Source organism: Azospirillum agricola, assembly GCF_017876095.1.
Lineage (GTDB): Bacteria > Pseudomonadota > Alphaproteobacteria > Azospirillales > Azospirillaceae > Azospirillum > Azospirillum agricola.
Map to the genome: position 1 here is coordinate 136,432 of NZ_JAGINM010000009.1, position 14,791 is coordinate 151,222.

Consider the following 14,791-nt stretch of genomic DNA (forward strand, 5'->3'; position numbering starts at 1 on the left):
TTGCCGGCCATTCACGAACACCCCGACAACCGATTTCTGGATGATGCCCATGCGCCCCTCCGGCCGCGCCTTCGACCAACTGCGCACCGTTTCGCTCGAACCCGGCTTCAGCAAATACGCCGAGGGCTCCTGCATGGTGCGGTTCGGCAACACGCATGTGCTGTGCACCGCCAGCGTCGACGAGACGGTGCCGCGCTTCCTGAAGAACACCGGGCTGGGCTGGGTCACGGCGGAGTACGGCATGCTGCCGCGTTCCACCCACAGCCGCACCGACCGCGAGGCCGCCAAGGGCAAGCAGTCGGGCCGCACCCAGGAGATCCAGCGGCTGATCGGCCGCGCGCTGCGCGCCGTCACCAACCGCGCGGCGATGGGCGAGAAGCAGATCAAGATCGACTGCGACGTCATCCAGGCCGACGGCGGCACCCGCACCGCCGCCATCACCGGCAGCTACGTCGCCCTGCATCTGGCCTTCCAGCACCTGATCCAGATCGGCGCGCTGAAGAGCATGCCGCTGACCGATCAGGTCGCCGCCGTCTCCTGCGGCATCTACAAGGGCAACGCGGTGCTCGACCTCGACTATCCCGAGGACTCGTCCGCCCAGGCCGACGCCAACTTCGTGCTGACCGGCAAGGCCGGCATCGTCGAGATCCAGGGCACCGCCGAGGAAACCCCCTTCAGCGAGCCGCAGTTCAACGAGCTTCTGGCGCTCGCCCGCAAGGGCGTGAACGAGCTGGTGGCGCTCCAGAAGTCCGTGCTCGGCATCGCCTAACTCCCGGACCATTCATCGAGAGGGCCAGTCCATGACCGCTCCCCGCCGTTTCACCGGCGACACGCTCGTGATCGCCAGCCACAACAAGGGCAAGGTCCGCGAGATCGCCGACCTGCTCGGCCCCTACGCGGCGACCTTCACCACGGCCGGGGAGCTTGGCCTACCCGAGCCGGAGGAGACCGGCACCAGCTTCGTCGCCAACGCCGAGCTGAAGGCGAGGGCGGCGGCGGCCGCCGGGCATGTCGCGCTCGCCGACGACAGCGGTCTGGTGGTGCCGGCGCTGAACGGCGATCCCGGCATCTACTCCGCCCGCTGGGCCGGGCCGGAGAAGGACTTCGCCATGGCGATGCGCAAGGTGGAGGAGGGGTTGGCCGGCAAGTCCGACCGCTCCGCCTATTTCGTCTGCGCCCTGTCGCTCGCCTGGCCGGACGGCCATGTCGAGACGGTGGAGGGCCGCTGTTACGGCACGCTGGTGTGGCCGCCGCAGGGTCCGCGGGGCTTCGGCTACGACCCGATGTTCCGCCCGGACGGCTTCGATCAGACCTTCGGCGAGATGGATCCGGCCCGCAAGCACGAGATGAGCCACCGCGCCGACGCCTTCCGCCAGCTCGTGGAGCGCTGCTTCCGGTGACCAGCGACCCCGGTTTCGCCATCTACGTCCATTGGCCGTTCTGCAAGTCGAAGTGCCCTTACTGCGACTTCAACAGCCATGTCCGCGAGCGGGTCGATCACGCCCGCTGGCGCGCCGCCCTGGTCCGCGAGCTGGAGCATTACGCCGGCCTGACCCGTGGGCGGACCGTCACCTCGGTCTTCTTCGGCGGCGGCACGCCGTCGCTGATGGAGCCGGAGACGGTCGGCGCCGTGCTCGACCGCATCGCGGCGTTGTGGCCGGTAACGCCGGGCCTTGAGGTGACGCTGGAAGCCAACCCGACCTCGGTCGAGGCCGACAAGTTCCGCGCCTTCCGCAACGCCGGAATCAACCGGGTGTCGCTCGGCATCCAGTCGCTGAACGACACGGACCTCCGCTTCCTCGGCCGCCAGCACAGCGCCGGTGAGGCGACCGGCGCCATCGCGCTCGCCGCCCGCCTCTTCGACCGCTTCTCCTTCGACCTGATCTACGCCCGGCCCGGCCAGAGCGTCGCCGCCTGGGAGGCCGAGTTGCGTCAAGCGCTCGACCACGCGGTCGGTCACCTGTCGGTCTACCAGCTCACCATCGAGGAGGGGACGGCCTTCTTCCCCCTCCACGCGCGCGGCGATCTGGTGCTGCCCGACGAGGATCTGGCCGGCGACCTCTACGAGGCGACGCAAAGCCTGCTGTCCGGCGCCGGTCTGCCGGCCTACGAGATCTCCAACCACGCCCGCCCCGGCGAGGAAAGCCGCCACAACCTGACCTACTGGCGCTACGGCGACTATGTCGGCGTCGGTCCGGGCGCCCATGGCCGGCTGACGCTGGAGGGCGGGAAATTCGCCACCCGCGCCCACCGCGCCCCGGAAATCTGGCTGGAGCGTGTCGAGCGCGACGGCCACGGCGCCGCCTCTCCCGATCCGATCGACCGGACCGCGCGCGGGACCGAACTGTTGATGATGGGCTTGCGCCTGACCGAGGGCATCCGGCTCGCCCGCCTCGCCGAGGAAACCGGCCGCGATCCTTTGGACGTCCTCGACCAAGCCGCCCTCAAGCGCCTGATCGACGGCGGCTTCCTGGCCCTTGACGCCGAACGGCTCCGCGCGACCCATGAGGGCCGTCAGCGGTTGAACGCCGTGCTGGGCAGCCTGCTCGCCTGATTCCTCTTCTCCGCGAGAGAAGGGGGAGGGCCGGGGCGGGGGCCCCGTGTCCCTTCACCAAGGAGGAGCTTCCCCGCCATGCTCATCAGCCTCATCGTCGCCGCTTCCACCAACGGCGTGATCGGCCGCGACGGCGGTCTGCCCTGGCATCTGCCGAGCGACCTGAAGCGTTTCAAGGAGCTGACGCTCGGCAAACCCATTCTGATGGGCCAAAAGACCTGGGAATCGCTGCCGCGCCGCCCTTTGCCCGGCCGCGACAACCTCGTGGTCAGCCGCCATCACCCGGCCGGAGAGCACGACGGCGCCCGCTGGTTCACCAGCTTGGACGGCGCCGTCACCTGGGCACGGGAAACCGGCGCGGCGGAACTCTGCGTGATCGGCGGCGCCGCGCTGTTCCGCGAGGCGCTGCCCATCGCCAACCGCCTGCATTTGACCCGCATCGAGCGGGACATCGACGGCGACACGATCATGCCGCCGTTGGGGCCGGGCTGGATCGAAACATGGAAAAGCGACCGCTTCGAGGAAAACGGTCTGCCCTTCCGCTACATCGATTGCGAGCGCATCCCGGCCTGACCGGCCGGAACGGTCTCAGTCCTCGCCACCCAGACGGTGCAGCACATCGTCCAGCTGGTCGAGCGTCTGGTAATGGATGGTTATGGTGCCGCGCTGCCCCTGCGGGTTGATCGCCACCTTCAAGCCGATCCTGGCCGAGATTTCCTCTTCCAGATTGATCAGGTCGACGTCCTTCATCGCCGGAGCGGGAAGCGGGGAAGGGGCGGATCCGGCGGCGCCCTTGCGGGGCTTGGGCTGGTCGCCGCCCCGCATCAGCTCCTCGGTCTGCCGCACGTTCAGGCCGCGCTGCACCACCTCGCGCGCCACCGAGACCGGATCCGTCGAGGTCAGCAGGGCGCGGGCGTGACCGGCGGTCAGCGCACCGTCCTGCACCATGCCCTTGACGGGATCCGGCAGGGCCAGCAGACGCATCATGTTGGCGACGTGGCTGCGGCTCTTGCCGACGGCGCGGGCCAGATCCTCCTGGGTGTGCTCGAACTCGTCCATCAGGCGGCGGTAGCCCTCCGCCTCTTCCAGCGGGGTCAGATCCTGGCGCTGGATGTTCTCGATCAGCGCGATTTCCAGCGCCTCGCGGTCGCTGAGATCGCGGATGACGACCGGCACCTCGTGCAGGCCGGCGATCTGCGCGGCGCGCCAGCGGCGCTCGCCGGCGATCAGTTCGTAGGAGTTGGCCGCCTCGCCGTCGCGGCGCACCAGCAGCGGCTGAAGGATGCCCTTGTCGCGGATCGACTCGACGAGGCCCTGGATCGCCTCCTCGTCGAACTTGCGGCGCGGCTGGTAGCGGCCGGGATGAACGAACTCGATGGGCACCTGTTTGGACTGGCGCACCTTGTCGAGCTGCGAGTAATCCTCCGTCGCCTCGCCGAAGAGGGCGGACAGGCCACGGCCGAGACTGGCGCGGCGCGCCCCCCCGCCATCCAAACGCTTGGCGTCGTCGATCATGCGCACAGCCTCTTTTCGCGGCGCAGCACCTCGCCCGCCAGATGGATGTAAGCCTGGGATCCCGGGCAGCGCATGTCGTAGATCAGCACCGGCTTGCCGTGCGACGGCGCCTCGGAGACCTTGACGTTGCGCGGGATCACGGTGTCGTAGACCTTCTCGCCGAAGAAGCCCCGCACGTCGGCTGCGACCATGTCGGACAAATTGTTGCGTTTGTCGAACATGGTCAGCACGACCCCGTGGATGTCGAGGTTCGGGTTGAAGGCGCGCTTGACCCGCTCGATGGTGCGGATCAGGTGGCTGAGCCCCTCCAGCGCGTAGAACTCGCACTGCAACGGCACCATGACGGCGTGCGAGGCGACCAGCGCGTTCAGCGTCAGCAGGCCGAGCGCCGGCGGGCAGTCGATCAGCACATAGTCGTATTCGAGCGCGCTGTTGGCGACCGCCTCGCGCAGCCGGAACTCGCGCCGCTCGGCCGAGACCAGCTCGATCTCGGCGCCCGACAGATCGACCGACGAGGTGATGATCGACAGGTTCGGCACCGCCGACGCGATTGCCGCGTCCTCCAGCGCCACATTGTCGAACAGCACGTCGTAGATGCCGACGCGGCGGTCCGAGCGCGGAATGCCGAGGCCCGTCGAGGCGTTGCCCTGCGGGTCGAGGTCGATGACGAGCACGCGCTTGCCGATGACGGCGAGCGCGGTGGCCAGATTGATGGTCGTCGTCGTCTTGCCGACGCCACCCTTCTGGTTCGCGATCGCGACCACGCGGGCGAGGGAGCTGGTGACGGCGGACATGGCAGCCTCTTGGGAAGCCTGGGGGCGGGAAGAGGGCGGATTCGCGGTATCAGCCATGGTCGGTCTCGCCACGCTCGATGCCGCTCACGCGCAGGATGGTGCCGGTCGGGTCGCTGCGGCTCTCGAAACGCTCGGTCCGCATCTTCCAATATTTGGTGGTAGCGGTCAATTCGTCGTCCAGGGTCTGGCCCTTCAGGAACAGGCCGGTGCCACGCGATCCCAGGAAGGGAAAGGACCAGCCCAGCAGATCCGCCAACGGCGCCAGGGCGCGGGCGGTCACAACGTCGGCCTCGATGCCGGTGACGGTTTCGATCCGCTTGTTGTGGACGGTGACCGAAGCCCCGGCCACCCGCGCGGCCTCGCGCAGGAAGGCGGCCTTGCGCGAATCGCTCTCGACCAGATGGACCTCGGGAACGCCGAGGATGGCGAGAACCAGACCGGGAAAGCCGGCGCCGCTGCCCAGATCCACCAGCACCCGTGTGCCGTCCGGCAACAGGGGCTGGAGCTGGGCGGAGTCGAGGAAATGGCGGCGCCACAGATCGGGCAGGGTGGAGGGGCCGACGAGGTTGATCCTCGGTTGCCACTTCCTAAGCACGGTTTCATAGGCGGCAAGACGGTCCAATGTTTCACGTGAAACACCGATGTCATCCTGGAAAGCCTGCGCGTCGAACACCGCCATCACTCCGCCGCCTGCAAATCGCGCCGCTTCACATGACGCAGCAGCGCCACCAGCGCCGCCGGGGTCATGCCGGGAATGCGCGCCGCCGCGCCGAGCGTCGCCGGCCGTGACTGACGCAGCTTCTGCCGTATCTCGGCCGACAGGCTGCCGATGCCGTCGACATCGAGATCGTCGGGCAGGGCCAAAGCCTCGTCCTTGCGGAAGGCGCGGATGTCGGCCTCCTGGCGTCCGAGATAGCCGGCGTACTTGCCGTCGATCTCCAGCTGTTCCGCAATGTCGGCCGGGATCTCGGCCAGTTCCGGCCACAGCCGGGCGAGCACCGTCAGATCCATGTCCGGATAGCGCAGCAGGTCGGCGGCGCTGCGGCGAACCCCATCCTGATTCACCGCGATGCCCTGGCGGGCCAGTTCCACCGGCGTCGCCTGCAAGGCGTTGACCAGAGCCCGGCCGGCCTGGAGCGCCTCGCTCTTGGCGGCGAACACATCGCGGCGATGCGACCCGACGCACCCGATGGCGACACCCTTGGCGGTCAGGCGCTGGTCGGCGTTGTCGGCGCGCAGCAGCAGCCGGTACTCGGCGCGCGAGGTGAACATCCGGTAAGGCTCGTTGGTGCCGCGCCCGATCAAATCGTCGATCAGGACGCCGATGTAGCCGTCGGCGCGGTCGAGCACGAAGCCGTCGGCGGATCCACCGGCCGCCCCACCAGCCACCCCGCCAGCCACCAGGGCGGCGTTGATCCCGGCCATCAGCCCTTGGGCCGCCGCTTCCTCATAGCCGGTGGTGCCGTTGATCTGGCCGGCGAGGAACAGGCGCGGCGCCCGGCGGGTTTCCAGCGTCGGCTTCAACTCGCGCGGATCAACGTAATCATACTCGATGGCGTAGCCGGGACGGATCATCTCGGTCCGCGCCAGACCCGGCATGCTCTTGAGGATGCCGAGCTGGACGTCGCGGGGCAGGGAGGTCGAGATGCCGTTCGGGTAGACGGTGTGGTCGTCCAGCCCCTCCGGCTCCAGGAAGATCTGATGCCGTTCCTTCTCGGCGAAGCGCACCACCTTGTCCTCGATGGACGGGCAGTAGCGCGGGCCGGTTCCGGTGATCTGGCCAGAGTACATCGGCGCGCGGTGCAGGTTGGCGCGGATCAGTGCGTGCGCTTCCGGCGTCGTCCAAGTGATCGCGCAATCGACCTGCGGCGTGTCGATCCGTTCGGTGAGGTAGGAGAAGGGCGGCGGCGGCAGATCGCCCGGCTGCTTCTCCAGCGCGTCCCAATCGATGGTGCGCCCGTCGAGGCGCGGCGGCGTCCCCGTCTTCAGCCGGCCAAGCGGAAAGCCCAGCCGGGCCAGCGTGTCGGACAGACCGAGGGAGGGCGCCTCGCCGACCCGGCCGGCGGGGGTGCGCTCCTCGCCGATGTGGATCAGGCCACGCAGGAAGGTGCCGGTCGTCAGCACCACCGCGCCGGCGGCGATGGACTCGCCGGAGCCGGTCACCACACCGGCGATCCGTCCCCCGGCGTCGACGATCAGGTCCTCGGCACCGCCGGCCTCGATGAACAGGTTGGGCTGCTCGGACAGCAGGGACTGCATCGCCTGACGGTACAGCTTGCGGTCGGCCTGGGCGCGCGGGCCGCGAACGGCGGGGCCCTTGCTGCGGTTGAGGATGCGGAACTGGATGCCGCCACGGTCGATGGCCTTCGCCATCACGCCGTCGAGCGCGTCGATCTCCCGCACCAGATGCCCCTTCGCCAAGCCGCCGATGGCCGGGTTGCAGGACATCTCGCCGATGGTTTCCACCTTGTGGGTCAGCAGCAGCGTGCGCGCGCCCAAGCGCGCTGCGGCAGCGGCCGCTTCACAGCCGGCGTGACCGCCACCGACAACGACGACATCGAAGGTACGGGAGGAAAAAGTATGCATGGCCGGGACCATAACCGAAGCGTCCCGCCACGCCAAGACCCTGCTCCCGCCGCCGGATCGCGGCACCCATGTTTCACGTGAAACACGGGCGCCGAATCGCCGCCCGCAGCGGCCGCCCGCACCGGTCCATTCGCCGCCGGTCTATTTGCCGATGCAGAAATCCCGGAAGATGATGTCCAGCAAATCCTCGACATCGACCCGCCCGGTGATACGGCCGAGCGCGCGGCTGGCCAGCCGGATGTCCTCCGCCGCCAGCTCCGGCAGGGGCGCCGACAGGGCGCGGAGCAGGGCGAGCCGGCACTCGTCGAGGGCGGCGCGGTGCCGCGCGCGGGTCAGGCTGGGTGTGCTGCCCACCGCCAGCCGGTCGGCGCTAAACGCCGTTAAACGCTTTTCCAGCTCGGCCAGCCCGTCGCCGTTGCGGGCGGAAAGCAGCACCGGCGTCACACCGGCGATCACCGGAACGGGAGCGCCGGACAGGTCGCTCTTGTTCACGACGACGACCGTGTCGGCGTCGATCAGGGCGACGGTGGCGGGGTCGAGGCCGGGCAGGGCGGTGGCGTCGAAGACGGCGACCTTCACGTCGGCGCGCGTCGCCCGGTCCCTCGCCCGCCGGATGCCTTCCTCCTCCACCTCGTCGTCGGCGGCCTCGCGCAGGCCGGCCGTGTCGGCGAGCACCACCGGATAGCCGCCGAGGTCGAGATGGACCTCGATGACGTCGCGCGTCGTGCCGGCGCGGGCCGAGACGATGGCCGCGTCGCGGCGGGCCAGCGCGTTCAGCAGGCTCGACTTGCCGGCGTTGGGCGCGCCGACGATGGCGATGTGCAGCCCCTCGCGCAGCCGCTCCCCACGGCCGCCGTCGTCGAGATGCCCGGCGATCTCCGCGACCAGCCTCTCGACCACGGGGCGCACCGCGTCGGCCACGCCGCCGGGCAAATCCTCGTCGGAGAAGTCGATGTCGGCCTCGATGTGGGCGAGCGACCGGGTGAGCCGGTCGCGCCAACCCTCGTAGAGCCGGCCGAGCGCGCCCTCCATCTGGCGCAGGGCCTGCCGGCGCTGCGCGGTGGTCTCGGCGTCGATCAGGTCGGCGACGGCTTCCGCCTCGGTCAGGTCGAGCTTGCCGTTCTCGAAGGCGCGGCGGGTGAACTCGCCGGGCTCGGCCAGCCGCAGGCCGGGCAGGGCCGACAGCGCCTCGATCACGCCGGACACCACCGCGCGCCCGCCATGGAGGTGAAGCTCGACCACATCCTCGCCGGTGAAGCTGGCGGGGGCGGCGAAGCGCAGCACCAGCGCGTCGTCCAGCGCGTCGCCGGTCGCCGGATCGCGCAGGCTCGCCAGCACGGCGCGGCGCGGTTCCGGTGGCGGACGGCGGGTGAGGGCGGCGAGGGCGGCGCCCGAGGCCGGCCCCGAAACGCGAACCACCGCCACACCGGACCGGCCGGGGGCGGTGGCGAGCGCGAAGATCGTCGCGGTCATGGCAATGCCATCGTCATGAACTGATCAGCCGCGCTGGTCGGGACGGAGTTCCCGCTGTTCGGCCGTCAGCATCAGACGGTCGACCCGGCGGCCGTCCCGCAGATGGGTCAGCAGGATTTCGTCGACGTCGGCGGTGCTGCGGTAGGTGTACCAGACGCCCTCCGGATAGATGACCAGGGTGGGGCCGAGCTCGCAGCGGTCGAGACAGCCGGCCGAATTGACGCGGACCTTGCCGTCGAACCCCAGTTCGCGGGCGCGGGCCTTCATGTAGTCGCGAAGCTTTTCGGCCCCATGGGCGGCGCAGGAACCGCGCTTGTGACCGTCGGGGCGGCGGTTGGTGCAACAAAAGACATGGGCTTCGAAATAGGGTGTCTGATCGCTCACTTTCGTCCTTCCTGCCCCAGGGCCGAGGCCATCTGGGTCCAAAACATCTTCTGAATCTGCTCCATGCCCTGGATGCCGGCGGGAAGCCAGGTCTTCAGCATGGTTTCGGGGTCCATGGCGTGGAGATTGGCCTGCATGCGGTCCTGGATCTCCCGCATCATGGCGTCCTGCATCGGCTTCACGTCGGGCAGGCCGAGGAAATGCCTGGCCTCCTCGGGTGTGCAGTCGATGTCGATGCTGATCTTCATGCCCAAACCCTTTCGACGCGGGCGGGCCGGGGGCCCGCCAAGGTGAGTGTTCGAGGGTGAATTTTTAGGGTTGAGCGCCGCATCGCCTCATGCCCCACTATACAGATAGGGTGCGTTGGCGCAACGCCACCTCCGCGCCATTTGGTTTCCGAACGTCTCGTTGTCCAACGCCTCACCGATGGGAACCCGCCATGACGGCCGAACCGCCGGGTGCCAGCCTGCCCAGTGCCAACCAGCCCAGCGCCAACCAGCCCAGCGCCAACCGGCTGGGCCGGGAGACCAGCCCCTACCTGCTCCAGCACAAGGACAACCCCGTCCACTGGATGCCCTGGGGACCGGAGGCCTTCGCCCGCGCCCGCGCCGAGAACAAGCCGGTGCTGCTGTCGGTCGGCTACGCCGCCTGCCACTGGTGCCACGTCATGGCCCATGAAAGCTTCGAGAATCCCGCCATCGCCGGGCTGATGAACGAGCTGTTCGTCAACATCAAGGTCGACCGCGAGGAACGTCCCGACGTCGACCAGATCTACCAGTCGGCCCTGGCGCTGCTCGGGCAGCAGGGCGGCTGGCCGCTCACCATGTTCCTAACCCCCGAGGCGGAGCCCTTCTGGGGCGGCACCTATTTTCCGCCGGCGCCGCGCTACGGCCGCGCCGGCTTCCCCGATGTGCTGCGCGGCGTCGCCGGGACCTACGCCGAGGAGCCGGACAAGGTCACCCGCAACGTCTCCGCCCTGAAGGACGCCCTGAACGGGATGGCCGAGAACCGCGCCGCCGGAACCGCCGAGACCATCGGAGCCGGCGTGCTCGACGAGATCGCGGCGCGCCTGCTGCGCGAGGTGGATCCGGTCCATGGCGGCATCGGCTCGGCCCCGAAATTCCCCCAGGTCCCCCTGTTCGAGCTGCTGTGGCGGGCGTGGCAGCGCAGCGGAAAGGCTCCGTTCCGCGAGGCGGTGGTGACCACGCTCGCCAACATGGCGCAGGGCGGCATCTACGACCATCTCGGCGGCGGCTTCGCCCGCTACTCGGTCGACGAACGCTGGCTGGCGCCGCATTTCGAGAAGATGCTGTACGACAACGCCATGCTGCTCGACCTGCTGACCCTGGTCTGGCAGGAGACGCGCGATCCCCTGTTCGAGACGCGCATCCGCGAGACGGCCGGCTGGGTGCTGCGCGAGATGGTCGCCGAGGGCGGCGGCTTCGCCGCGACGCTCGACGCCGACAGCGAGGGAGAGGAAGGCCGCTTCTACGTCTGGAGCGAGGCGGAGATCGACCGGCTGCTCGGCTCCGAGGCCGGCTTCTTCAAGCAGGTCTACGACGTCACCGCCCATGGCAACTGGGAGGGCACCAACATCCTGAACCGGCTGGGCCGGCTGGATCTGGCCGGCGCGGAGGCCGAGGCGAAGTTGGCGGCATCCCGCGACACGCTGCTGCGGGCGCGGGCGCGTCGGGTGCGGCCGGGCTGGGACGACAAGGTTCTCGCGGACTGGAACGGGTTGATGATCGCGGCGCTGACCCACGCCGGGATGGCGCTGAACGAGCCGGACTGGATCGCCGCCGCCGGGCGGGCCTACGCCTTCGTGCGCGACCGGATGCAGGACGGGAACCACCGGCTGCACCACAGCTGGCGCGGCGGCCAGACCCGCACCCCCGGCATGCTCGACGATTACGCCGGAATGGCCCGCGCCGCCCTGGCGCTGCACGAGGCGACGGGGGATCCGGCGGCGCTCGACCAGGCGCGGGCCTGGGCCGCGGTGCTCGACGCCCATTTCTGGGACCAGGGGAAGGGCGGCTATTTCTTCACCGCCGACGACGCCGAAGGGCTGATCGTCCGCACCAAGAGCGCCTTCGACAACGCCACGCCCAACGGCAACGGCACCATGCTGGCCGTGCTGGCGACGTTGTTTCACCGCACCGGCGAGGACCGTTACCGGGAGCGCGCCGAGGCGCTCGCCGCCGCCTTCTCCGGCGAGTTGAATCGCAACTTCTTCCCGCTGCCGACCTTCCTCAACGCGGTCGAGCGGCTGCACGCGCCCTTGCAGATCGTCATCGTCGGCCCGCCCGGCGCGGCGGAAACCGAGGCGCTGCGCCGGACCGTGCTGGAACGGTCGCTGCCCAACCGCATCCTGACGCTGCTGCCGCCGGGGGCGGATCTGCCCGCCGGCCATCCCGCCCAGGGCAAGGGCATGAGGGACGGCCGGGCCACCGCCTATGTCTGCGCCGGCATGACCTGCTCGGCGCCGGTCACGACGCCGGCGGATCTGGCCGTGGCCCTGCCGTCCGCCCATCCCACGCAGGACCGGCCATGACCGGAGCCGGCCCTTCACCCAGCCACAATCCATTATCCAGCCCCAATCCATTATAAGGAGTCTCGCGATGGGACGTTTGACCGTCGGCAGCCCGCTCGGGGACCTGCTGCTGTCCAGCGCGGACGGCGCCCTGACCGGGGTGAGCTGGGGCCGCGTCGACGGCGACCGGCCCGACGCCGTGCTCGACGCGGCGGCGCGGCAGCTGGAGGCGTATTTCGCCGGAACGCTCCGCCACTTCGATCTTCCGCTGAAGCCGGCGGGGACGCCGTTCCGCCAGAGCGTCTGGTCGGCGATGCTGGCGATCCCCTATGGCGGCACCGCGACCTATGGCGGCATGGCCCGCGCGCTGGGCAGCGGGCCGCGGGCCATCGGCGGGGCTTGCGGCGCAAACCCGATCCCGATCATCATTCCCTGTCACCGCGTGCTCGGCAGCGGTGGTGCCGCCGGCGGCTATTCGGGGCAGGGCGGGCTGGAGACGAAAGCCTGGCTGCTCGACCTGGAATGCCGCCACGCGCCGGAGCGGCCGGAACCGGCCAGGGCGCAGCTCGCCCTGCTGTGACGGGCGCATGAGAGACACCGACGAACCACAACGATAGGGAACGACGCCACCATGGTTCACGCGATCCGCATCCACGAGCAAGGCGGGCCCGAGGTTCTGCGCTGGGAGGAGATCGAGGTCGGGGACCCCGGCCCCGGCCAGGTCCGCATCCGCCAGACGGCGGTCGGGTTGAACTACATCGACACCTACCATCGGTCGGGCGCCTACAAGCTGCCGGCCTTTCCGGCCATCCTCGGCACCGCCGCGACCGGCGTCGTCGAGGCGGTCGGGCCGGACGTCACCACCCTGAAGGCGGGCGAGCGCGTCGGCTACGCGCCGCTGATCGGCGCCTATGCCGAGGCACGGCTGGTCCCCGCCGACCGGCTGGTGCCGCTGCCCTCCTGGATGGACGAGCAGGCGACCGCCGCCATGCTGCTCCAGGGGCTGACCGCGCAGTATCTGCTGCGCTCGACCTACGCAGTGCAGCCGGGCGACACCATCCTGGTGCAGGCGGCGGCCGGCGGGGTCGGGCTGCTGCTCTGCCAATGGGCCAAGCATCTCGGCGCCACCGTCATCGGCACCGTCGGCTCGGACGAGAAGGCCGAGCTTGCCAAGGCGCACGGCTGCGACCACGCCATCGTCTACACCCGCGAGGATTTCGTGACACGGGTGAAGGAGATCACCAACGGGCAGGGCGTGCCGGTGGTCTATGACGGGGTCGGCCGGACCACCTTCCTGAAGGGGCTCGACTGCCTGCAACCGCGCGGGCTGATGGCGCTGTTCGGCGCCGCGTCGGGCGCCCCGGAGCCGCTGGATCTCGGGGTGCTGGCGGCCAAGGGATCGCTCTACGTGACCCGGCCGACGCTGTTCACCTACGTCGCCAAGCGCGAGGATCTGATGGGGGCGGCGGCGGATCTGTTCGACGCCGTGAAGGCCGGCGGCGTGACCATCAAGGTCAACCAGAGCTTCCCGCTGCGCGACACCGCCGCCGCGCACCGGGCGTTGGAAGCGCGGGAGACCACCGGCTCGACGGTGCTGCTTCCGTAAAGGACGGGACTATTCCGCCAGCCAGAGCGGGTTCTTCAGCTTCTTGAGGAGATCGGCGTGCGCGGCGGTCTCCTCCTCGCTGACGGCGAAAACACGGGCTTCGCGGAAGGGACGGTCGATGCGGACGGACGAACCGCCGCCGCCCTTCGCCGCCGGGCCGGAGGCGAGCGCCAGACCGGCCTGCCGGCCGCCGAGCAACTCCAGATAGACGTCGGCCAGAAGCTGCGCGTCGATCAAGCCGCCATGCAGCGTGCGGTTCGAATTGTCGACCCCGAAACGTTTGCACAGCGCGTCCAGCGTGGCCGGCGAGCCGGGGAACTTCTTGCGCGCCATCGCCAGCGTGTCGATGGCCCGTTCCTTCGGCATCGTCGGATAGCCGGCGATCTTCAGCTCCCAGTTCAGGAAGGCCATGTCGAAGGCGGCGTTGTGGATCACCAACGGCGCGTCGCCGATGAATTCGACGAAGCTGGCGGCGACGTCGGCGAAGACCGGCTTGTCGGCCAGGAATTCGTTGCCAAGCCCGTGGACCGCGAAAGCCTCGGCCGGCATGTCGCGCTCGGGATTGATGTAGACGTGGAAGCGCTCGCCGGTCGAGACATGGTTGACCAGCTCGACGCAGGCGATCTCGACCAGCCGGTGCCCCTCCTCCGGCTTGAAGCCCGTGGTCTCGGTGTCGAGAACGATTTCACGCATGATGTGTCCGCCCTGATTTCCCAAACTTCGGTTGGTAGCCGCGCACCGGCCAGTGCCGGCCGCGGCGCCCGCGAAGGTCGCGCACAATGCACCGAAGCGCTTGCCGCGTCACCAGGCGACCGGCCCCGGTCGGCACGACATAATCGGCGCGCCGCCGCTTTTCCCCGTCCGGGGTCTGGCGGGCGAGGATGCCGGCGAACTTCTCCACCGTCATGCCGGGGCGGGCGAGGACCCGCGCCTTCTGCACGACGAAGGGGGCCGAGACCACAACGGTGACGTCGACGCGGTTTTCACCGCCGGTCTCGAACAACAGGGGAATGTCGAGCACCGCGACCCTGGCGCCGCGCCGCGCCGCGCGGGCGAGGAAGTCGCGCTGCGCCGCCTGGACCATCGGGTGGAGGATGGCTTCCAGCCGGCTCAAGGCCGCCGGGTTGCCAAACACGGCGGTCCCCAGCGCCCGGCGGTCCACCGCCCCGTCGATCACCGCGCCGGGAAAGGCGGCATCGATGGCCGGCACCGCGCGGCCGCCCCTGGCGAGCAGGCCGTGAACCACCGCGTCGGAATCGCAGACCGGCGCGCCCATCGCCGCCAGTATGCGGGCGGCCGTGCTCTTGCCCATGCCGATGGAGCCGGTCAGGCCCAGCACGATCATCGAC

Annotated in this window: 16 protein-coding genes; 7 read left to right on the forward strand and 9 right to left on the reverse strand. The window is 69.7% G+C overall.

Going from position 1 to position 14,791, the window contains the following annotated elements; genetic code table 11:
- Positions 1-49: 49 nt before the first annotated feature.
- The 4 genes from rph (at position 50) to J2847_RS15450 (ending at position 3,127) form a co-directional block, all read left to right on the forward strand.
- On the forward strand, positions 50-769 hold the full coding sequence (gene rph / locus J2847_RS15435; RefSeq protein WP_209779814.1) for a ribonuclease PH: 720 nt from the start codon (positions 50-52) through the stop codon (positions 767-769).
- A gap of 31 nt (positions 770-800) precedes the next feature.
- Complete coding sequence (gene rdgB / locus J2847_RS15440) at positions 801-1,400, forward strand: RdgB/HAM1 family non-canonical purine NTP pyrophosphatase (RefSeq protein ID WP_209779815.1); 600 nt, start codon at positions 801-803, stop codon at positions 1,398-1,400.
- Positions 1,397-2,554, forward strand: a complete 1,158-nt coding sequence (gene hemW / locus J2847_RS15445) for a radical SAM family heme chaperone HemW (protein ID WP_325169419.1) — start codon at positions 1,397-1,399, stop codon at positions 2,552-2,554. The genes rdgB and hemW overlap by 4 nt, the downstream gene beginning before the upstream one ends.
- Before the next feature lie 78 nt (positions 2,555-2,632).
- Complete coding sequence (locus tag J2847_RS15450) at positions 2,633-3,127, forward strand: dihydrofolate reductase (RefSeq protein ID WP_209779816.1); 495 nt, start codon at positions 2,633-2,635, stop codon at positions 3,125-3,127.
- A gap of 15 nt (positions 3,128-3,142) precedes the next feature.
- Here J2847_RS15450 and J2847_RS15455 read toward each other — a convergent pair whose 3' ends face one another.
- The 7 genes from J2847_RS15455 to J2847_RS15485 form a co-directional block, all read right to left on the reverse strand.
- Positions 3,143-4,069: a ParB/RepB/Spo0J family partition protein gene (locus J2847_RS15455; RefSeq protein WP_209779817.1), complete on the reverse strand. Its 927-nt coding sequence runs from the start codon at positions 4,067-4,069 to the stop codon at positions 3,143-3,145.
- Entirely contained in the window at positions 4,066-4,863 is a 798-nt protein-coding gene (locus tag J2847_RS15460; RefSeq protein WP_085555530.1) for a ParA family protein, read from the reverse strand. The genes J2847_RS15455 and J2847_RS15460 overlap by 4 nt, the downstream gene beginning before the upstream one ends.
- Positions 4,864-4,912: 49 nt before the next feature.
- On the reverse strand, positions 4,913-5,542 hold the full coding sequence (gene rsmG / locus J2847_RS15465; protein ID WP_209779818.1) for a 16S rRNA (guanine(527)-N(7))-methyltransferase RsmG: 630 nt from the start codon (positions 5,540-5,542) through the stop codon (positions 4,913-4,915).
- Positions 5,542-7,449, reverse strand: coding sequence for a tRNA uridine-5-carboxymethylaminomethyl(34) synthesis enzyme MnmG (gene mnmG / locus J2847_RS15470; protein WP_411800587.1), 1,908 nt, complete (start codon positions 7,447-7,449; stop codon positions 5,542-5,544). Before mnmG ends, rsmG begins: the two co-directional genes overlap by 1 nt.
- 141 nt (positions 7,450-7,590) lie before the next feature.
- Complete coding sequence (mnmE, locus tag J2847_RS15475) at positions 7,591-8,922, reverse strand: tRNA uridine-5-carboxymethylaminomethyl(34) synthesis GTPase MnmE (RefSeq protein WP_209779820.1); 1,332 nt, start codon at positions 8,920-8,922, stop codon at positions 7,591-7,593.
- A 24-nt stretch (positions 8,923-8,946) separates the two neighbouring features.
- A complete protein-coding gene (locus J2847_RS15480) occupies positions 8,947-9,306 on the reverse strand; it encodes a (2Fe-2S) ferredoxin domain-containing protein (RefSeq protein ID WP_209779821.1) in 360 nt (119 codons plus the stop codon).
- On the reverse strand, positions 9,303-9,554 hold the full coding sequence (locus J2847_RS15485) for a DUF6489 family protein (protein WP_085555534.1): 252 nt from the start codon (positions 9,552-9,554) through the stop codon (positions 9,303-9,305). The genes J2847_RS15480 and J2847_RS15485 overlap by 4 nt, the downstream gene beginning before the upstream one ends.
- A gap of 191 nt (positions 9,555-9,745) precedes the next feature.
- Between J2847_RS15485 and J2847_RS15490 the strand changes: the two genes are divergently transcribed.
- From J2847_RS15490 to J2847_RS15500, 3 genes are all read left to right on the forward strand, one after another.
- Positions 9,746-11,857 (forward strand): thioredoxin domain-containing protein, encoded by a 2,112-nt coding sequence (locus J2847_RS15490; protein WP_209779822.1) that lies wholly within the window; start codon positions 9,746-9,748, stop codon positions 11,855-11,857.
- Positions 11,858-11,924: 67 nt separating this feature from the next.
- Complete coding sequence (locus J2847_RS15495) at positions 11,925-12,416, forward strand: methylated-DNA--[protein]-cysteine S-methyltransferase (protein WP_209779823.1); 492 nt, start codon at positions 11,925-11,927, stop codon at positions 12,414-12,416.
- A 51-nt stretch (positions 12,417-12,467) separates the two neighbouring features.
- Positions 12,468-13,442, forward strand: coding sequence for a quinone oxidoreductase family protein (locus J2847_RS15500; RefSeq protein ID WP_209779824.1), 975 nt, complete (start codon positions 12,468-12,470; stop codon positions 13,440-13,442).
- Positions 13,443-13,451: 9 nt separating this feature from the next.
- On the opposite strand, the gene dnaQ is transcribed toward J2847_RS15500, so the two are convergent.
- Together dnaQ and coaE are read right to left on the reverse strand one after the other, a co-directional pair.
- Positions 13,452-14,135 carry a DNA polymerase III subunit epsilon gene (gene dnaQ / locus J2847_RS15505; RefSeq protein ID WP_209779825.1) on the reverse strand — a complete coding sequence of 228 codons (684 nt, stop codon included), beginning with the start codon at positions 14,133-14,135 and terminating at the stop codon, positions 13,452-13,454.
- Entirely contained in the window at positions 14,128-14,787 is a 660-nt protein-coding gene (coaE, locus tag J2847_RS15510; RefSeq protein WP_209779826.1) for a dephospho-CoA kinase, read from the reverse strand. Before coaE ends, dnaQ begins: the two co-directional genes overlap by 8 nt.
- Positions 14,788-14,791: the final 4 nt, after the last annotated feature.

What these genes read in the sequence shown, in the direction of transcription:
- rph (WP_209779814.1), top strand. Translation starts at nt 50, where the DNA reads ATGCGCCCCTCCGGCCGCGCCTTCGACCAACTGCGCACCGTTTCGCTC.
- rdgB (WP_209779815.1), top strand. Translation starts at nt 801, where the DNA reads ATGACCGCTCCCCGCCGTTTCACCGGCGACACGCTCGTGATCGCCAGC.
- J2847_RS15450 (WP_209779816.1), top strand. Translation starts at nt 2,633, where the DNA reads ATGCTCATCAGCCTCATCGTCGCCGCTTCCACCAACGGCGTGATCGGC.
- J2847_RS15455 (WP_209779817.1), bottom strand. Translation starts at nt 4,069, where the DNA reads ATGATCGACGACGCCAAGCGTTTGGATGGCGGGGGGGCGCGCCGCGCC.
- J2847_RS15460 (WP_085555530.1), bottom strand. Translation starts at nt 4,863, where the DNA reads ATGTCCGCCGTCACCAGCTCCCTCGCCCGCGTGGTCGCGATCGCGAAC.
- rsmG (WP_209779818.1), bottom strand. Translation starts at nt 5,542, where the DNA reads ATGGCGGTGTTCGACGCGCAGGCTTTCCAGGATGACATCGGTGTTTCA.
- mnmG (WP_411800587.1), bottom strand. Translation starts at nt 7,449, where the DNA reads ATGCATACTTTTTCCTCCCGTACCTTCGATGTCGTCGTTGTCGGTGGC.
- mnmE (WP_209779820.1), bottom strand. Translation starts at nt 8,922, where the DNA reads ATGACCGCGACGATCTTCGCGCTCGCCACCGCCCCCGGCCGGTCCGGT.
- J2847_RS15485 (WP_085555534.1), bottom strand. Translation starts at nt 9,554, where the DNA reads ATGAAGATCAGCATCGACATCGACTGCACACCCGAGGAGGCCAGGCAT.
- J2847_RS15490 (WP_209779822.1), top strand. Translation starts at nt 9,746, where the DNA reads ATGACGGCCGAACCGCCGGGTGCCAGCCTGCCCAGTGCCAACCAGCCC.
- J2847_RS15495 (WP_209779823.1), top strand. Translation starts at nt 11,925, where the DNA reads ATGGGACGTTTGACCGTCGGCAGCCCGCTCGGGGACCTGCTGCTGTCC.
- J2847_RS15500 (WP_209779824.1), top strand. Translation starts at nt 12,468, where the DNA reads ATGGTTCACGCGATCCGCATCCACGAGCAAGGCGGGCCCGAGGTTCTG.
- dnaQ (WP_209779825.1), bottom strand. Translation starts at nt 14,135, where the DNA reads ATGCGTGAAATCGTTCTCGACACCGAGACCACGGGCTTCAAGCCGGAG.
- coaE (WP_209779826.1), bottom strand. Translation starts at nt 14,787, where the DNA reads ATGATCGTGCTGGGCCTGACCGGCTCCATCGGCATGGGCAAGAGCACG.